The sequence below is a fragment of the Methylomonas sp. Uni0011 genome, from assembly GCF_056850255.1.
On record NZ_JBVVNO010000003.1, the window covers coordinates 285774 to 301568 of the forward strand.

At 54.6% G+C, this 15795-nt stretch carries 15 protein-coding genes, 3 tRNA genes and 1 other RNA gene; 9 read left to right on the plus strand and 10 right to left on the minus strand.

Annotated elements, in window-relative coordinates; genetic code table 11:
• Nucleotides 1–26: 26 nt before the first annotated feature.
• From AC0IM9_RS06525 to ssrA, 6 genes are all read right to left on the minus strand, one after another.
• Nucleotides 27–734, minus strand: a complete 708-nt coding sequence (locus AC0IM9_RS06525) for a retron system putative HNH endonuclease (RefSeq protein WP_482803459.1) — start codon at nucleotides 732–734, stop codon at nucleotides 27–29.
• A complete protein-coding gene (locus AC0IM9_RS06530; RefSeq protein ID WP_482803460.1) occupies nucleotides 731–2143 on the minus strand; it encodes an AAA family ATPase in 1413 nt (470 codons plus the stop codon). The genes AC0IM9_RS06525 and AC0IM9_RS06530 overlap by 4 nt, the downstream gene beginning before the upstream one ends.
• Nucleotides 2140–3276: a restriction endonuclease subunit S gene (locus AC0IM9_RS06535; RefSeq protein ID WP_482803461.1), complete on the minus strand. Its 1137-nt coding sequence runs from the start codon at nucleotides 3274–3276 to the stop codon at nucleotides 2140–2142. The genes AC0IM9_RS06530 and AC0IM9_RS06535 overlap by 4 nt, the downstream gene beginning before the upstream one ends.
• On the minus strand, nucleotides 3273–5459 hold the full coding sequence (locus AC0IM9_RS06540) for a type I restriction-modification system subunit M (protein WP_482803462.1): 2187 nt from the start codon (nucleotides 5457–5459) through the stop codon (nucleotides 3273–3275). Before AC0IM9_RS06540 ends, AC0IM9_RS06535 begins: the two co-directional genes overlap by 4 nt.
• Nucleotides 5460–6012: 553 nt before the next feature.
• Nucleotides 6013–6255 carry an integrase arm-type DNA-binding domain-containing protein gene (locus AC0IM9_RS06545; RefSeq protein WP_482803463.1) on the minus strand — a complete coding sequence of 81 codons (243 nt, stop codon included), beginning with the start codon at nucleotides 6253–6255 and terminating at the stop codon, nucleotides 6013–6015.
• Nucleotides 6256–6509: 254 nt separating this feature from the next.
• Nucleotides 6510–6888: a transfer-messenger RNA gene (gene ssrA, locus AC0IM9_RS06550) on the minus strand.
• A gap of 245 nt (nucleotides 6889–7133) precedes the next feature.
• Here ssrA and AC0IM9_RS06555 point away from each other — a divergent pair.
• The 4 genes from AC0IM9_RS06555 (at nucleotide 7134) to trxC (ending at nucleotide 9878) form a co-directional block, all read left to right on the plus strand.
• Nucleotides 7134–8078, plus strand: a complete 945-nt coding sequence (locus AC0IM9_RS06555) for a DnaJ C-terminal domain-containing protein (RefSeq protein WP_482803464.1) — start codon at nucleotides 7134–7136, stop codon at nucleotides 8076–8078.
• A 3-nt stretch (nucleotides 8079–8081) separates the two neighbouring features.
• Nucleotides 8082–8393, plus strand: coding sequence for a chaperone modulator CbpM (locus tag AC0IM9_RS06560; RefSeq protein ID WP_445372616.1), 312 nt, complete (start codon nucleotides 8082–8084; stop codon nucleotides 8391–8393).
• 2 nt (nucleotides 8394–8395) lie between these two features.
• Entirely contained in the window at nucleotides 8396–9346 is a 951-nt protein-coding gene (locus AC0IM9_RS06565) for a zinc metalloprotease HtpX (protein WP_482803465.1), read from the plus strand.
• A gap of 97 nt (nucleotides 9347–9443) precedes the next feature.
• Complete coding sequence (gene trxC, locus AC0IM9_RS06570; RefSeq protein ID WP_482803466.1) at nucleotides 9444–9878, plus strand: thioredoxin TrxC; 435 nt, start codon at nucleotides 9444–9446, stop codon at nucleotides 9876–9878.
• Between the two features lie 9 nt (nucleotides 9879–9887).
• Here the strand turns inward: trxC and AC0IM9_RS06575 are convergent, their stop codons facing one another.
• Nucleotides 9888–10298: a hypothetical protein gene (locus AC0IM9_RS06575; RefSeq protein ID WP_482803467.1), complete on the minus strand. Its 411-nt coding sequence runs from the start codon at nucleotides 10296–10298 to the stop codon at nucleotides 9888–9890.
• A gap of 89 nt (nucleotides 10299–10387) precedes the next feature.
• On the opposite strand from AC0IM9_RS06575, the gene cysD reads away from it, so the two are divergent.
• From cysD to AC0IM9_RS06600, 5 genes are all read left to right on the plus strand, one after another.
• Nucleotides 10388–11296, plus strand: coding sequence for a sulfate adenylyltransferase subunit CysD (cysD, locus tag AC0IM9_RS06580; protein ID WP_140913742.1), 909 nt, complete (start codon nucleotides 10388–10390; stop codon nucleotides 11294–11296).
• Nucleotides 11297–11337: 41 nt separating this feature from the next.
• Nucleotides 11338–11541, plus strand: a complete 204-nt coding sequence (locus AC0IM9_RS06585) for a hypothetical protein (protein WP_482803468.1) — start codon at nucleotides 11338–11340, stop codon at nucleotides 11539–11541.
• Nucleotides 11542–11919 (plus strand): type II toxin-antitoxin system death-on-curing family toxin, encoded by a 378-nt coding sequence (locus AC0IM9_RS06590; protein ID WP_482803469.1) that lies wholly within the window; start codon nucleotides 11542–11544, stop codon nucleotides 11917–11919.
• Between the two features lie 37 nt (nucleotides 11920–11956).
• On the plus strand, nucleotides 11957–13582 hold the full coding sequence (cysN, locus tag AC0IM9_RS06595) for a sulfate adenylyltransferase subunit CysN (protein WP_482803470.1): 1626 nt from the start codon (nucleotides 11957–11959) through the stop codon (nucleotides 13580–13582).
• Between the two features lie 93 nt (nucleotides 13583–13675).
• Nucleotides 13676–15268, plus strand: a complete 1593-nt coding sequence (locus tag AC0IM9_RS06600; RefSeq protein ID WP_482803471.1) for a tetratricopeptide repeat protein — start codon at nucleotides 13676–13678, stop codon at nucleotides 15266–15268.
• A 164-nt stretch (nucleotides 15269–15432) separates the two neighbouring features.
• Here the strand turns inward: AC0IM9_RS06600 and AC0IM9_RS06605 are convergent.
• The 3 genes from AC0IM9_RS06605 to AC0IM9_RS06615 all read right to left on the minus strand — a co-directional run bounded on the left by AC0IM9_RS06605 (nucleotide 15433) and on the right by AC0IM9_RS06615 (nucleotide 15688).
• Nucleotides 15433–15508 (minus strand) — tRNA-His (locus tag AC0IM9_RS06605).
• Between the two features lie 20 nt (nucleotides 15509–15528).
• Nucleotides 15529–15605, minus strand: a tRNA-Arg gene (locus AC0IM9_RS06610).
• 6 nt (nucleotides 15606–15611) lie between these two features.
• A tRNA-Pro gene (locus tag AC0IM9_RS06615) sits at nucleotides 15612–15688 on the minus strand.
• Nucleotides 15689–15795 lie beyond the last annotated feature (107 nt).

The window sequence follows — 15795 nt, forward strand, 5'->3', positions numbered from 1 at the left end:
ATTCATTTTGAGCCAAATGAACAGACTCATAGACACTCAGCGCAGTTGCTTTGTATCGCCTGCGTTCCCAAACTGCCGAAACGTTCTCTAGCAGCACTATGGAATGCCCGCAATTTACCGTTGGTCGGACATAATTCCATATCGGCGAATCGTTCCAATGCATCGCGTGAATCAAGTAGGTTGTCGATTTCTCGCTCCAATTCCTCTAGCCAATGACGTCGGCGATTGACCAAAAGCGGGGCGTTCAGATTGAGGATTGCGATGCTGTAACGCGCTTTTCTGGCTTCGCTGCTTGATAAGCCTAACGAAGGCGACACGGTCCCATCCGAAGCGTAATGAAAAAACCGACGGGAATCAGGTCTCAACGGATGAACAAAGCCCGTGTTGGAGTAACGATTAAGACGGAAATGACCACCAAATACATCCTGCCGGCCAAGATTGCGCACTTTGGCATCGTCAATGGCTGACAGCACCAAATTGCCATGATCGAATGTACGGCCTGGATTTTTCGATTTAGGTTCGACATGATCTAAGTGCATTCCAAGGTCGTTTTGATCCAAGACGGTTTCACTGTATGCACACAAACCAAATTGTTCGAACAGACAAATATCGCGAGTCTTATCCTTACGTCGAAAACTTTCCCAAGCCTTTGTTGCGGCCTTAGATGTCAGTGGTGGATTAGAATGTCGACGACGTAACCAACGATCGACGGTCTGTTTGCTAATCCCCCTCATTGTTCCAAGACCTGCCTGCGTCGTATGATCATTTCCGCCCGCACCAGCGATGGGTAATCTCGGCCCAGTGCTTCTTCCAAATCTCGACGCAACATGGCGGCATCATCTGATCGCCAATCGCCTTGTTCAACGATGGCGAGATAATGTCGGAGTTTCTCGCTTTCCGGTAACTCCGGTTCAGGTGAAACCGCCATGACGGCTTGCAATACATCGGAATTACTGCGTCCATAAGTATCGGCCAACGGAATAGCCGCGACATCCTCGCCTTCAAGATTTTCCTCCAGCAACCTGACATGCTCCCGCCGGACGGTCGAAATGACTTGCGGACTATGCGTTGTGACAACAAACTGGACTTCTGGAAAAGCTGTAGTCAAGTACTGCAATACCGCCTGTTGCCATTCCGGGTGGAGATGCATATCCACTTCATCGATCAAAACCAGACCGGGCGTCTTAAGGGCGGCTTCACGACCGAAATCCGCATTAAGGCGTACCATCCGATAGGCAATGTCCGCTACCAGACCGATCATATTGCGCACCCCGTCCGAAAGCTGATCGACCTCTAAAACGCCGTATTTGGGATGCTCCATGACCACGGCGTCGTGACTAAAACTGTAGCGTAAGTTCTGCCAGCCACTAACACGAAGACAGGTGTCCACCGCCTGACGAATCGCGAAAATTAACGGTGAGTAAACCGTGTCTATGTGTTCATAATGACTGCCGAGACGTTCTCGCTGCTGATTACGTATATCGGAATCGGCACGGGCTGCGTAGCGAAACCAATCGACAAAAAACTTATAACTCGATGCGGGGTCCAGGCAATCCTGATAACCCGAAGTACGTGAGTAAAATTCGCTTTCAAAAACCTTTTTCTCGGTTTTCTTCTTCTGGTTCCACAGACGCCCCGTCCCATAATAGGCAATGAGTGGTAATACAACCGATTGCTTATTGGTGACGGCTTGTTGCATCCGATTGGCAATTGCGGTGAGCAGTTTGGCCTCTTTTCGAGTGGTATCTGATTTCGGCGTATTGCGATGGCGCGCCCACGCTATAAACTCGCCATCGACATAGCCCTCCGCCAGGATTGCAGAGGGGTATTGAGGTTCCATTTCCCTTATTTCATAACGCGTTAAACGCAAACGCACGTCAGCCTGATCAATGCCTTTGCCTTTACCGGTATAAAAACCGCCTACATAGGTGCCGAAAGCAGTGGCGATGGCATCCAGTACCGTGGTTTTACCTGCACCGTTTCGGGCAATCAAAACCGTCAATCGTTCATCCAAATCAATTTGCAGATGCGAGAAGCAGCGGTAATTGCTTAATGTTATTTGCTGGAGCCAAAAGCGGTGCGGCGTAGCTGTCAAACTGGCGTCTGTCATTGAAAACTCTCTCTTGTTCACGGCAGTGATCATACCTCTAATTCCCCGCTCATCAGGCGGGGTAATAACAGGTCGCGGGCGGTGCGGAGTTTTTGGTTGGCAAAGCTCAATGCCTTCAATTGATCCAGAATTGGAACTATGACTTCATTAAAACTGCTAAGAATGCCTTCTGATGGGACAGCGACGGGAAATTGTTGCATTTGCTTCCAGTCTGCTCTTGGCATCTTTGAGCCTTCCTTCATTTCCTGGGCTGTGGTTGCCACGAATTCATCGCTTGATACAGTCATCAAAAGCAATGGTCTGGCATTTTCTTGGTTTGCTCGAATCACGATAGCGTCAGAAGAAACGATGCCATCTATCAGCGCAAAACCGACTTTATGGAAATACGGGCGAATTTTACCGAACAAAATTTCCCCCTCGCGGAATCGATGTTTACTGCTGGAAACATCAGTTGCGAACCCCCAGTCGTTGAGAGTAATGGATCGGCGCGGCATGTGTTCCAAGCCGATATAGGGGGTATCTGGTTCCACAGAATCGGGCATGACCTGTTCCCGAATTTCTACGCAGAGGTCGCCCAAAACATGTGCATGCCACCCAACCGGCAGGCCATCAACAATGCGGGTATGCTCGTGGCCGGGAAAGCGCAGGCGGACGAACCATTCGCGGTACAACAGCCGCGCCGACTCTTCCAGCAGCGCCATGCGGCGGCGGTTGTTTTCGATTAGGTCGTCGTAAGCTGACAAAACATTAACAATTTTTTGTTGGATGCCAATCGCTGGTAAGGGTATAGAAAAATTATCTAAAATAGGCTTTGTTAAATATTGAGTTGCTGCACCAATAGAAATTGATTGAAAATGGGCTAGGGCCTCTATAAGAGAAAAATATAGAAATCGAGTAGAAAGTACATTTTTATCAAGAGACTCAATAACATAGGTTCTCTGATAAGCATTGAATAACCCCTTATAATATTTAAGAGGAAAAATTCCAGCCGCATTATTTCCACCAAGTAACACCGCTTCAGTATCAAATGCTGCTTTGTCGATCCGATAGGTTTCTTGTGCGCACGTAAAAAATGGAAACTCCCCGTGCGCCACTGCAGCATTTGAATCTAGCTTCCCTGTCTTGAAACTGCATATTTCCACAAGTTTTCGATTAGGCCAGCTCATGCAACTAAATCATCAAAGTTAAATTGAATTTTAGTTGCTAGATCAAAAGCTTCCTTATTTAAATCCGCCAATTCCAAATGAATATCTCGCATCGCCTGTTCGAAGTCGAAATCCTCATCGACTTCCTGCGGCGCGACGCCGACATAACGGCCTGGCGTCAAACTCCAGTCGGCGGCGGCGATGTCGGCGCGGCTGATGGCTTTGCATAAGCCCGGCACGGCGACGAATTCAGCTTGCGGGAAACGCTCGATCAGCCAGGTGGCATGGCGCTGGAAATAGCGCACTTGCTTGAGGCGTTCGACGGCTTCGTGGCGGGCGGCATCCAGTTGTTTGCGGGCTTTGGCGATGTCGCGGCTGTTCCAGTTTTCGTGCTCTTTTGCCGCCAGTTCCTTTTCGCATAAGTCCAGCGTGCGGCCGGCGATTTTGCAGGCGTGTTCGATGGCGTGGATCAGACGGCGGCTTTGTTCGGCCAACGCTTTCAGGCTGCGGTCGTGAAAGTCGGTGGCCCCCGGCATATCGGCCGCGATGCAATCGGCGTGGTGTTGCGCGTCGGCGATGGCGCGTTCGAAGCCGGCTATCCGTTCCGCCGGATCGTTGGTCGGGTCGCGATAATCGGCCAGGGCTTCGCGGTGAGCAACGTCCACGTTATCCGGCAGGGTGTCGAGAAACGGCTGCATGCGTTGGCGCAAATCCCGGTAGGCGGCGGAAAATGCCGCCAGCGGTTCGCTGGCGGTTTCGCCGTCGTTAGCCCGAAAGCAGGTATAGGCCGCGATCAGGGCGGCATTGAGGTGGTTGAACACCAAGTCGATGAAACGTTGATTTTCGCCGCGATACAGCCAGACGATGGCGGTCAGGTTGGCAAGTTGTTCCGGACTGAAGTCGTAAATCTTGCGGGTGACTTTGCGGTAGACGTTGCGGGCATCCAGCATCAACACGGTGTCTTGGCGTTCGACAGGCTTTCCTTTATCGAAAAACCACAGTTCGCAGGGTACGGTGCGGGTGTAAAAGAAGTTGGAGCGGATGGCGACCATCACGTCGACGTCGCCGGTTTCGACCAGTTTGCGGCGGATTTCCGCTTCGGCATGGCCGGCGCTGCTGGCTTGCGACGACATGACGAAACCGGCGCGCCCCTTGGCGTTGAGGTAGCTGTGAAAGTAGGAAATCCACAAGTAATTGCCGTTGGAGACGGTTTCCTTGTTTTTGGTTTTCTCGCCGTCGGCTTTGGTTGGACCGGTTTTGCCCTTGGTGGTGCCGGGCAAGCCAAACGGCAGACGGCAATCGCCCTTGATGCGCTCGGCATCGACCTTATCGACGTTGAACGGCGGATTGGCCATCACGAAATCGCAATTACCCCACAGCGGCCGGCCGTCGGCCAGACTATGCACGTCGTCATAAAACGAGTTGGCTTCGACAATATGGCCTTCCAGGCCATGCACGGCCAGATTCATTTTGGCCAGGCGGATGGTGGTGGCGGTTTTTTCCTGACCGTAAAACGTCACCCGTTTCATGGTCTCGTAGCCTTCGTGTTCGATGAAATGGCTGGATTGCACGAACATGCCGCCGGAGCCGCACGCCAAATCCAGCACCACGCCGTGGTCGGGTTCGATGACGTTGACGATCAGTTGCACTTGCGATGGCGGGGTGAAAAACTCGCCATTGTCCTGCGCTCCCTGGATGGCGAATTTCATCAGAAAATATTCGTAAATCCGCCCGAACACGTCGCCGGAGGCGGTGCGCAAGGCTTCGCTGTCGAAGATGCGCAGCAGGTCTTCCAGCAGCGTGTCGTCGAAGATGTGGTAATCCTTGGGCAATTGACCGGCTAGCGGTTCAAAGTCGGCTTCGATGGCCTGCATGGCTTCGGTCAAGGCTTGGCTGAGCTTGGCGCCGGACGGCAGTTGCAAGAGGTAATCGTATTGCGCGGTTGCCGGCAGCATCAAGGCCCGGCGTTTCACGAAATCTTCCTGCCGCAACGGCCGATTCGGCATTTTGCCGGTCGCCTGGTCATCCTGAATTTGCTGTAGCGCGGCTCGGTAGCGGTTGCTGGCGTGGCGCAAGAAAATCACGCCCAGCACCGGCATGCAGTATTCGCTGGAGGTTAATTTGGAGTTGGCGCGCAACTGGTCGGCGGCTTCCCACAGGCTGGCTTCGATTTTGCTGATGTTTTGTAAGGCGTTGGCAGTCATTGCTCGGTTATGGTTGGTATTCCAACCGGCGATTTTAAACGCGAATGCAGTTGGCGGCCTGCAATTGTTGCCTGAAGGTAAATATACTCGCCCTCAGTATCCCTTTTGCAATTCTTTATCCACACACGGTTTAAGCTATCGGCCCAACAATTCTTCGATGGCATCGAAGCGTGTTCTTATCGATTTGAACCCCAAGATAAGGCTTTGGTTAACGTGATCACAATAGCGAATATGCTTGAGTACGAGTCGGTTGTAGGTGCGCCAATGCATGCCTTTGGGCTTTCCTCTGCTCGGATTGGCTATCCCAGGCATCCAGCCAAGTTTCTGCCGAATTTTTCCGGCGCCAAGATAACCTCGGTCGCCTTTCGATTCTTTTTGACTGGCGTATTTCAATTAATAACAATGCCGGCAAGCGAAGTATTTTCCGCCTAAGAAAAGTATCGCTACCCGGCGGCCACAGCCCACAGCCGGGCAAGTGAACCAATAACGCACACCGCCATAATGGCAGGGCGTGGTTTGCAGTCGAACCGGATAATCCAGCGGCTCCCAACTTTCAGAACCAGGCGCGCGATACTTGTAGATCAGACGCAAGTACCCATTCACGCGCCACGACTTCAAAGGTTTCGGCGTCGGCAATTTGAGCCGCTTTCATGGACTTGCGGGTTTCGCCAGGATCAACCCCATCAGACAGCAATTTACGGGCATCATCCCGCTTGGTGCGAGCTTTCCCTAAGCCGATTTCAGGATAAACACCAAAGGCCAGTCGTTTTTCTTTGCGCCCGAAGCGGTATTTCATAGCGCCAGTATTTAGCGCCGTTAGGCATCACTTCCAGACACAGCCTTTTTCATCGGCCAATTTGTAAGCCTTCTCTTTGGGCTTGGCATTTTTGCATTTGGGATCGGTGAGCATAATCGTCTGCCCCCGGATATGCACCCAAAAACACTTGGATGTGGGGGCATTTTTTCGGGCGTCGTTGGATTAAATATAAACGAAAAAGCCCGCATTTAGCGGGCTTCGTGGATGTTACTGAACTACATTGGATGGTAAATTGGTGGAGGTGGGGGGAATTGAACCCCCGTCCGCAAGCACTCCGCCACAAGCTCTACATGCTTATCCCGCGCTTTTAATTTAACTGTTGACTACCCGTCGGGCCAAGAGGATCAACAGCGATTTCGATTGGATTTAGCGCTTCAGGCTCCGAACTAAGCCCTGGCGCGATCTTATGTAATATGATCCCTGAGCGTCCCCGAAAGGACTCCAGACGCATAAGTACATCTGGTCAGAGAAGTGGTGCAGGTTTTAAGCTGCTAAGGCCACTGAGTAGTTTTCGTCGTTTGCGAATACTTGTTTTCAGTAGGTTTTACGAGCTGTACTGTGCTCGGCATGCACCTGAGGTTTTGCTACCCACGTCGAAGCCATGTCACCCCCGGAACCTTCATTCTATCAAATCGATAAAAGAATTGCTGCGTAAGATGGGTGCTGATCCGATTGGTTCAAGCCGTTTGCGCTTCAAGCCAGGCTCTTGATTTTTACTCGAATGGCCGACATTTCATTTCTCGATGATCGGGCCCGGAGGAGGGTGGTCCGCATTTGCCGATTGTCCACCCGTTCGCTATCGGTTATAAGAACCCTGCCTAGCTGAGTTTGGCGGCTTCAGTCACTGGAGGCGTGGCGTGCAATACAAAGATTATTACCAGATTTTGGGCGTCGGCCGCGATGCGGCTTTGGCCGATATCAAAAAGGCCTATCGTAAATTGGCCCGTAAATACCATCCGGACATTTCCAAAGAGCCGGATGCCGAAGCGCGGATGAAGGAAGTCAACGAGGCATATGCCGTCTTGTCCGACACCGAGAAACGCGCGGCCTACGATCAACTCGGCCGCGGTTACCGGTCCGGCCAGGAGTTTCATCCGCCGCCGAACTGGGACGCCGGCTTCGAGTTTTCCAGCGGCGATACGGCCGATTTCGGCGATTTTTTCAGCCAGTTGTTCGGCCGCATGGGCGCGCGCGGCCGCGGCGGTCCGTTCGAAGCTCACGCCGGTAGTTTTCAGGCCCAGGGCGAGGATCATCATGCCAAAGTGTTGCTCGACATTGAGGATGCTTTCCGGGGCGCCACTCGTCAGATCAGTTTGCGGGTGCCGGCGATGGATGCCGGCGGCCACGTTACACTGAACACCCGCACCTTGAATGTCAAAATCCCCAGGGGCGTCTACGAAGGCCAGATCATTCGCCTGGCCGGTCAGGGCTCGCCGGGCGTGGGCCACGGCAAGTCCGGCGACCTGTTGCTGGAAGTCCATTTCAATCCGAATCCGCAACTGCGCGTCGATGGTAACAATCTGCATATGACTTTGGCGGTGACGCCATGGGAAGCGGCACTCGGCGCGGTGTTGCCGGTCAATTTGTTCGAGACCGGGTTGAAAGTGCGGATTCCGGAGGGTACTCAGAGCGGCCAGCAATTGAGGGTGCGCGGCAAGGGTATCCCCAGCGCGACGCCCGGCGATTTGCTGCTGGATATACACGTGGTTCTGCCGCCGGCCAACACCGCCAAAGCCAGAGAACTTTACCAAACCATGGCGCGCGAATTGGCTTTCGATCCGCGCGCCGCACACGGGAGCTGAGCCATGTCTGGATCGTTGACCGCTATCGCCATAGACGCCATTCTTGAAGAGCACGGCCTGACGTTACGGCAACTTGCCGCGTTGGCCGCGGTGGATCACGAATGGATCAGCCACCACGTTGCGGAGGGCTTGCTGACGCCAAGCCGACACGGCGAAGAGTGGCGTTTCTCCAGTGCCACGCTGCTGCGGGTAAAGCGTATCGCTAACATCGAGCGCCAGTTCGAGGCGATACCGGAACTGGCCGCGCTGGTCGCCGACATGCAGGAAGAAATCGACGACCTGCGGCGCCGTCTCCGCCGCGCCGGCTTGGAGTAGCCATGAATCATGCTATTCGCCGCAGCCATCGCTGGCTGAATCGGCTGCAAACCGTTTTATTGGTTGCCGCGTTGTTGGGTATTTGCGCGCTGGCCGGCAGTTTGTTATTCGGCGACGACGGTATCTGGATGGCCCTGGCGGCGGCCGGCTTCGGTTTGTTGATTACACCCAGCACCGCTTGGCGTCTGACCTTGAGTTTCTATCGGGCCCGGCCGATTTATCCGCAAGAAGCCCCGGTACTTTGGCAAATGCTGGAAACGCTGGCCGAACGTGCCGAACTGCCCAGCGTGCCGACGCCTTACTTCTTTCCCAGCCCGGTGATCAATGCGTTTGCGGTGGGTAGCCGGGAGCAATCGGCGATTGCGCTGAGCGACAGCCTGTTGCAGCGCCTATCGACCCGAGAACTGGCGGGTGTGTTGGCCCACGAAATCTCGCATATTGCCAACAACGATTTGCGGGTGATGAGTCTGGCTGATGCGGTTAGCCGCATCACTGCGGTGTTTGCGAGTTTAGGGCAATTGTTTCTACTGCTAAGTATTCCGGCCATGCTGTTTGCCGATGTCGTATTCGAGTTTAACTGGCCGGCGATACTGCTATTGTTGTTTTCGCCGCACTTGGCTCTGCTGGCGCAACTGGGCTTGTCCCGTACTCGCGAATACGACGCCGATTTGAATGCGGCCATGCTGACCGGCGACCCGCTGGGTTTGGCGCAAGCGCTGGCCCATATCGAACAAGCCAGCAAGGGCTGGCTGGCCGTGTTGTTTCCCGGTTGGGGCAATCCGGAACCGTCCTGGCTGCGCACCCATCCGCCGACCGAAGAACGGATTCGTCGGCTACAGGCTTTGGTGCCGGCGGCGCCGAGTCACTGGCTGGACTATGCACCGTTACTGGGTTACCGCGTAATTCCGGCACGGCGGGCGCCGCGCTGGCGAATCGGCGGTTTGTGGCGATAATTTCGATCGGCCTCTTGTTTTTAGCAGCACCGCCCTAAGTTTAAGCGGCAATCCCTTCGCCGCCGCGAAGGCTACCCGTCCCTATTCCGAGGCCAATATGAGCGAATCGATTCACCTAGCCTGCCCGCATTGCGCGGCCATCAACCGCCTGCCTGCCGCGCGGCTGGCTCAGCAGCCAAAATGCGGCCAATGCCATCAAGCGCTGTTTACCGGCCATCCGCTGGAATTGACCGCCGCCAATTTCGATAAACATCTGCGTTCGAGCGAGATACCGCTGCTGGTGGATTTTTGGGCGGCTTGGTGCGGACCCTGCCGGATGATGGCGCCGGCCTTTGCCCAGGCGGCCGGCTTATTGGAACCGACGATGCGCCTGGGAAAAATCGACACCGAAGCCCAGGCCGAGTTGAGCGCGCATTACCAGATCCGCAGCATCCCGACGCTGATGTTGTTCAAGGGCGGCCGCGAAATTGCCCGCCAGGCCGGGGCGATGTCAGCCCAAGACATCGTGCGCTGGGCAAAAAGTCACGCTTGAACTGATTTGTTACGGCAATTGTTTCAGCGGAATTTGAAAACGTTGCCGGGCAATGTCGCCAATCCGGCCGCTGTAACGGCTCAAATACAAATCCCGGCCGCAGACGTGCGGTAAAGCCGAACAGCGGCCTGTCACCGCAAATCGCTCGCCGGCCAAACGAAAGGTCAGCGGTACGCAATCGTCCCGCAAAATCGGCCCTGCCACCTGCAAGTCGAGGCGTTGTTCGAAGTGTTCGTAAAGCAGCGTATCGGCTTCCAAGCTCAGCTCGGCCAGCACGACGCGGTCGTCGTCACCAATGCTGCCGAATATCGTGCAACGGCATTCGCGCAGGTCATCCAGTAAGCATTCCGCCAACTTTGCCAGTGTCGGCCGGCCGGAGATTGCTGCCCGTAGAGTTTCCAAGCCATGGTACTGTCTCATAAGCTTTGCCGATGGCGTCGATAGGGGTTTGCCATTAAAATAGCGCACTAACCTTTGCATGCAAACAGGCCGCGCGCCCCGGATAATTGATGACCGATTATAAACTGACCCACCTGAAACAGCTCGAAGCCGAAAGTATCCACATCATCCGCGAAGTGGCAGCGGAATTCGAAAAGCCCGTCATGCTGTATTCCATCGGCAAGGACTCGGCGGTCATGCTGCATCTGACCCGCAAAGCCTTCTTTCCCGGCAAACCGCCGTTTCCGTTGTTGCACGTCGATACCACCTGGAAATTCCGGGAAATGATTGAGTTTCGGAACAACATGGCCAAAGATCTGGGCTGGGATTTGATCGTCCACATCAACCAGGAAGGCGTCGCGCAAGGCATCGGCCCGTTCACCCATGGCAGTAAGAAGCATACCGACGTGATGAAAACCGACTCGCTGAAACAGGCCTTGAACAAATACCAGTTCGACGCCGCTTTCGGCGGTGCCCGCCGCGACGAGGAAAAATCCCGCGCCAAGGAGCGGGTTTACTCGTTTCGCGACAAGAACCACCGCTGGGACCCAAAAAACCAGCGCCCGGAGCTTTGGAACATCTACAACGGCAAGATCGACAAGGGCGAATCGATTCGGGTATTCCCGCTATCCAACTGGACTGAATTGGATATCTGGCAATACATCCATCTGGAAAACATCCCAATCGTCCCGCTGTACTTCGCCAAGGAGCGCCCGGTGGTCAATAAGGATGGCATGCTGATCATGGTCGACGACGACCGCATGCCGATCGGCCCCGAAGACAAAGTTGAAATGAAAATGGTGCGCTTCCGCACCCTGGGCTGTTACCCACTGACCGGCGCCGTCGAATCGACCGCAACGACGTTGCCGGAGATCATTCAGGAAATGTTGCTGACCACCACGTCCGAGCGTCAGGGTCGCTTGATCGACCACGATCAGGCCGGGTCTATGGAACAGAAGAAGCGGGAAGGGTATTTTTAAAAGGAAACCTTGCCAACCAGCAAAACTCGGTGGAGGCTTTCATGCAACTGCACGAAGAAATCCAACAGCACCTCGTGAATCTCGAACCCGGCCTGCAAGCCGAGGTACTGGATTTCGTGCTGTTTCTGGAAGAAAAACAAAAGAAGCAACAGGCTGGCCAGCGCGTGACTGAAGCACAAGCCCTGCAAATTCATCAGCAGTTAATGAGCCAGTACGCCGATGCGTTTGCTAAGCTGGCCCAATAGATGGCCGAGTTGTTTTTCATCTCGAAAGCACTGGCGTTACAGATACATCGTCAACAGATAGAACGCTTTGGCGGTGCTTTGGGTATTCGAGACGAAGCGCTGTTGGAATCGGCGCTTGGTGCGGCACGACAGACTTGGCACTACAGCGGCGATATATTTCAGACCGCCGCTCAATATTGCTATTCGCTAGCCAACAACCATCCGTTTCTGGACGGCAACAAGCGGGTAGCGGCCGCCAGCATGCTGGTGTTTCTGGTCGCCAACCAAAAACAACCAACGATGGACAACACTCAGTTTTACGACTGGGTTATTAGTACGGCAACCCGGCAAGTCAGTCGCGAAGAACTGGCTGACTTTTTAAAACAGCATTGCGCGTAATACAACTTTCGAACAAATTTAGGCATTCAGGAAACCCATGTCCCATCAATCCGACCTCATCGCCACCGACATCAACGCCTACTTGGCGCAACACGAACGCAAGGAGTTGCTGCGGTTTTTGACCTGCGGTAACGTCGACGACGGCAAGAGCACACTGATCGGCCGCTTGTTGCACGACTCGAAGATGATCTACGAAGACCAGTTGGCCGCCGTACAGGCCGACAGCGTCAAGTCCGGCACCACCGGCGCCGGCAAGATCGACTTGGCTTTGTTGGTCGACGGCCTGCAAGCGGAGCGCGAGCAAGGCATTACCATTGATGTCGCTTACCGTTATTTCTCGACCTCGACCCGCAAATTCATCATCGCCGACACCCCCGGCCACGAGCAATACACGCGCAACATGGCCACCGGCGCCTCGACCTGCGATTTGGCGGTGATCCTGATCGACGCCCGTTACGGCGTGCAAACCCAGACCAAACGCCACAGTTTCATCGCCTCGCTGCTGGGCATCAAGCATATCATCGTCGCGGTCAACAAGATGGACTTGGTCGGCTACAGCCAGGAAACCTTTGAAAAGATTCGCGACGACTACATGGCTTTCGTCAAACATTTGGATCTGCACGACATCCATTTCATTCCGATGTCGGCTTTGGACGGCGACAACGTCGTCAACCCCAGCGCCAATATGCCTTGGTTCAGCGGCCTGCCGATGATGGAATTGCTGAACAGTATCGAAATCGCCAGCGACCATAATTTCGACGACGCCCGCTTTCCGGTGCAGTACGTCAACCGGCCGAATCTGGATTTCCGGGGCTTCTGCGGCACCGTTGCGTCGGGTATTTTTCATCAAGGCGATACGATTACCGCGCTGCCGTCCGGCAAAACCAGCACGATTAAATCGATCGTGACTTTCGACGGCGATTTGGAACAAGCTTTCGCTGGCATGGCCGTAACCTTGACGCTGAACGACGAGATCGACATCAGCCGCGGCGACGTCATCCTGGGCCAGCAACAAACCACACCCAGCGTCGCCGATAAATTCAAGGCCAACATTGTCTGGATGACCGAACAAGCCATGTTGCCCGGTCGCCAGTACGTGATCAAGCTGGCCACCCGCAGCGTGTCCGGTTCGGTGGCGACGATTCACCACCGCATCGACGTCAACACCTTGGAACACCACGACGCCGATGAATTGAAACTGAACGAAATCGGCCTGTGCACCGTGGCGGTCAACGCGCCGGTGGTGTTCGAACCCTATAAGCGCAATAAAGCCACCGGCTCGTTCATCATCATCGACCGTTTGACCAACGTCACCGTTGGCGCCGGCATGATCGTCGGCGATGCCAGCAAGGACGAATGGGCGCCGGTCACTGCTGAGGAACGCGCCAGCCGCTTCGGCCAAACCGCCACCATCGTCGCGCTGACTGGCGCGGACGCCAAAACCATGGCCTACCACTTGGAGCGTCGCCTGTTCGACACCGGCCACGCCGCAACGGTATTGGAGCAAGCCGATTCGGCACTGGCCGCCGCGATTAAAAACGCTGGTTTGATCTGCTTGGCGGTAGGTTTGGCAGCCGATGCCGCCGATTTGGCCTTCGACGCCGATCAAATGAGCGTCGACGACATTTACGGCGCATTGAAACAGCGCGAAGTGGTGCGTTAAATCCGTTTGCCGCCAGGTCTTGCGGCCTGGCGGTTTCCGGCGGCGAGTTTGCCACTCAACCACCTGTAACCAGCACACGGGTATCGACTGACGATGAAAGCCCAGCCCAAACAACCGCAACCGGCGGAATTACAGGCCATCCATCAACTGTACCAGGCCGGCCAAATCCCGTTGGCGGAAATCAAGGCGCAAGGCTTGCTGAGCGCATTCCCCAAATCTCTGCCTTTACTGAATCTGCTGGGCATGTGCCAACAGGTGCAGGGCAAGTTGCGCGAGGCGGCGGCCAGCTTCCGCAAGATGATCGCCATCGATCCCAATATTGCCGAAATCCATTTCAACCTCGGCGCGATTTATACCCAACTCAACGACGCCAAAGGCGCCATCGCCGCTTACCGTAAGGCTCTGCAAATCAAGCCCGATCTGACCGTTGCGCATTTCAATTTGGGCGCGCTGTTGCAGCAGCAAAACCAATGGCAGGATGCGGCCAAGCATTATCGAACGGCCGTCGAGCAACAACCCGGTTATTACCAGGCTTGGGCCAATTGGGGCGCGGTGCTGCAAACGCTTGGCGACCTGAAAGCGGCCGAGCAGTGTTACCGCAAAGCCCTGGAGATTAATGCCGATGGATTGGGCTATTTCAATCTCGGCACCAATCTTTACGACCAGGGCGCGCACGGCCAAGCCATCGACGCTTTCAAAGCAGCGTTGCGGCTGGATTCGCAATTCGCCGATGCCTGGAACGACCTGGGTGAAATTTACCGCGACCAAGGCAACATGGAGGAAGCGGTACGTTGTTACCGCGCCGCGCTGCAAGCCAATCCCGAGCACGGCCGTGCCAATTACAATCTGGGCGAGAGTTATTGTTTGGGAGGCCAGTTCGAACAGGCGATCCCTTGCTTCTCGGCGTCGGATTTCGCCGACGCTCAAGAGCGGGTGTTGCTGTGTTTGTATAAAACCAGTCAATTCGACGCATTCAAACAGCGCCTGGATGAATTGATCGGCCAAGACCGCCACAACTCGGTATTGCTGGGCAGTTTGGCGACCCACTACGCCACCAATTTCCGGCAATCCGAGGTGTACGGCTACTGTCGCGATCCGATGGCGTTCGTTCAGCACACCCGGATAGCCGAACTGACGGAACCCGGCAGCGCCTTGCTGAACCAATTGCTGGATGACGTCAAACACCTGGCCATCGCCGAGCGCAAGCAGGGCCGTTTGTATTACGGCATGCAGTCGGCAGGAAATTTGTTACAGCGGCCGGAAGCCTCGTTTCAGCAGTTGGCGACACTGATCCGCGCCAAGGTCAAAGCCTACCAACAACACTTTGCCGGGAGTAATGACGCGTTGATTCGTTTGTTTCCCAAATCGCTGGAATTCGCCAGCTCCTGGTATTTGCGCATGGACCAGGGCGGCTATCTGACCTCACACATCCACGAAGAAGGCTGGATTAGCGGTTGCGTTTATTTGCAACTACCGGACAAATGCAACAACCATGAAGGCAGTTTCGAATACGGTACCGACGGCGATGACTACCCGCGGCTGCACGACGACTTTCCGACCCAAATCGTCGATCAACAAGTCGGCGATCTGGTGTTATTTCCATCTTCGTTGTTTCATCGCACAATTCCATTCAATTCCGACCAGGAACGAATTTGTATTGCATTTGACATTAAGCCGGATAGATAGGATTTAGAGTCTTGAAGCTACTGCAGGCGAAAACAAATCGTTTGCGGATACGGCTTGTTTTAGGTGGGGCAGGTGGGGGGCTTTTTGAGCAGTTCAGTCAGGGCGCGGGCAAAATATTGGCCGGTGACTGGATTGGAACAAAGGCTTGACTTTCAAGAGTATGGTGGGGTGAACGATGGGGCTCGAACCCACGACAACCGGAATCACAATCCGGGGCTCTACCAACTGAGCTACGCTCACCATTATGATGATTTTTGCGATGGCACGCTTGGCAGGACTCGAACCTGCGACCCTCGGCTTAGAAGGCCGATGCTCTATCCGGCTGAGCTACAAGCGCAAATCTTGGTCGGGGTAGAGAGATTCGAACTCCCGACATTCTGCTCCCAAAGCAGACGCGCTACCAGACTGCGCTATACCCCGAATTGACCTTCTTTTTATCCCCGAAGAGCCTTGGCGCTTCAGAAAGATCGCCATCATAGGCTGTTATTCGAAGCGCGTCAACCACTTTTTAAATTAAGCCGGCTTTG

What these genes read in the sequence shown, in the direction of transcription:
- AC0IM9_RS06525 (WP_482803459.1), bottom strand. Translation starts at nt 734, where the DNA reads ATGAGGGGGATTAGCAAACAGACCGTCGATCGTTGGTTACGTCGTCGA.
- AC0IM9_RS06530 (WP_482803460.1), bottom strand. Translation starts at nt 2,143, where the DNA reads ATGATCACTGCCGTGAACAAGAGAGAGTTTTCAATGACAGACGCCAGT.
- AC0IM9_RS06535 (WP_482803461.1), bottom strand. Translation starts at nt 3,276, where the DNA reads ATGAGCTGGCCTAATCGAAAACTTGTGGAAATATGCAGTTTCAAGACA.
- AC0IM9_RS06540 (WP_482803462.1), bottom strand. Translation starts at nt 5,459, where the DNA reads ATGACTGCCAACGCCTTACAAAACATCAGCAAAATCGAAGCCAGCCTG.
- AC0IM9_RS06545 (WP_482803463.1), bottom strand. Translation starts at nt 6,255, where the DNA reads ATGAAATACCGCTTCGGGCGCAAAGAAAAACGACTGGCCTTTGGTGTT.
- AC0IM9_RS06560 (WP_445372616.1), top strand. Translation starts at nt 8,082, where the DNA reads ATGTCTGGATCGTTGACCGCTATCGCCATAGACGCCATTCTTGAAGAG.
- AC0IM9_RS06565 (WP_482803465.1), top strand. Translation starts at nt 8,396, where the DNA reads ATGAATCATGCTATTCGCCGCAGCCATCGCTGGCTGAATCGGCTGCAA.
- trxC (WP_482803466.1), top strand. Translation starts at nt 9,444, where the DNA reads ATGAGCGAATCGATTCACCTAGCCTGCCCGCATTGCGCGGCCATCAAC.
- AC0IM9_RS06575 (WP_482803467.1), bottom strand. Translation starts at nt 10,298, where the DNA reads ATGAGACAGTACCATGGCTTGGAAACTCTACGGGCAGCAATCTCCGGC.
- cysD (WP_140913742.1), top strand. Translation starts at nt 10,388, where the DNA reads ATGACCGATTATAAACTGACCCACCTGAAACAGCTCGAAGCCGAAAGT.
- AC0IM9_RS06585 (WP_482803468.1), top strand. Translation starts at nt 11,338, where the DNA reads ATGCAACTGCACGAAGAAATCCAACAGCACCTCGTGAATCTCGAACCC.
- AC0IM9_RS06590 (WP_482803469.1), top strand. Translation starts at nt 11,542, where the DNA reads ATGGCCGAGTTGTTTTTCATCTCGAAAGCACTGGCGTTACAGATACAT.
- cysN (WP_482803470.1), top strand. Translation starts at nt 11,957, where the DNA reads ATGTCCCATCAATCCGACCTCATCGCCACCGACATCAACGCCTACTTG.
- AC0IM9_RS06600 (WP_482803471.1), top strand. Translation starts at nt 13,676, where the DNA reads ATGAAAGCCCAGCCCAAACAACCGCAACCGGCGGAATTACAGGCCATC.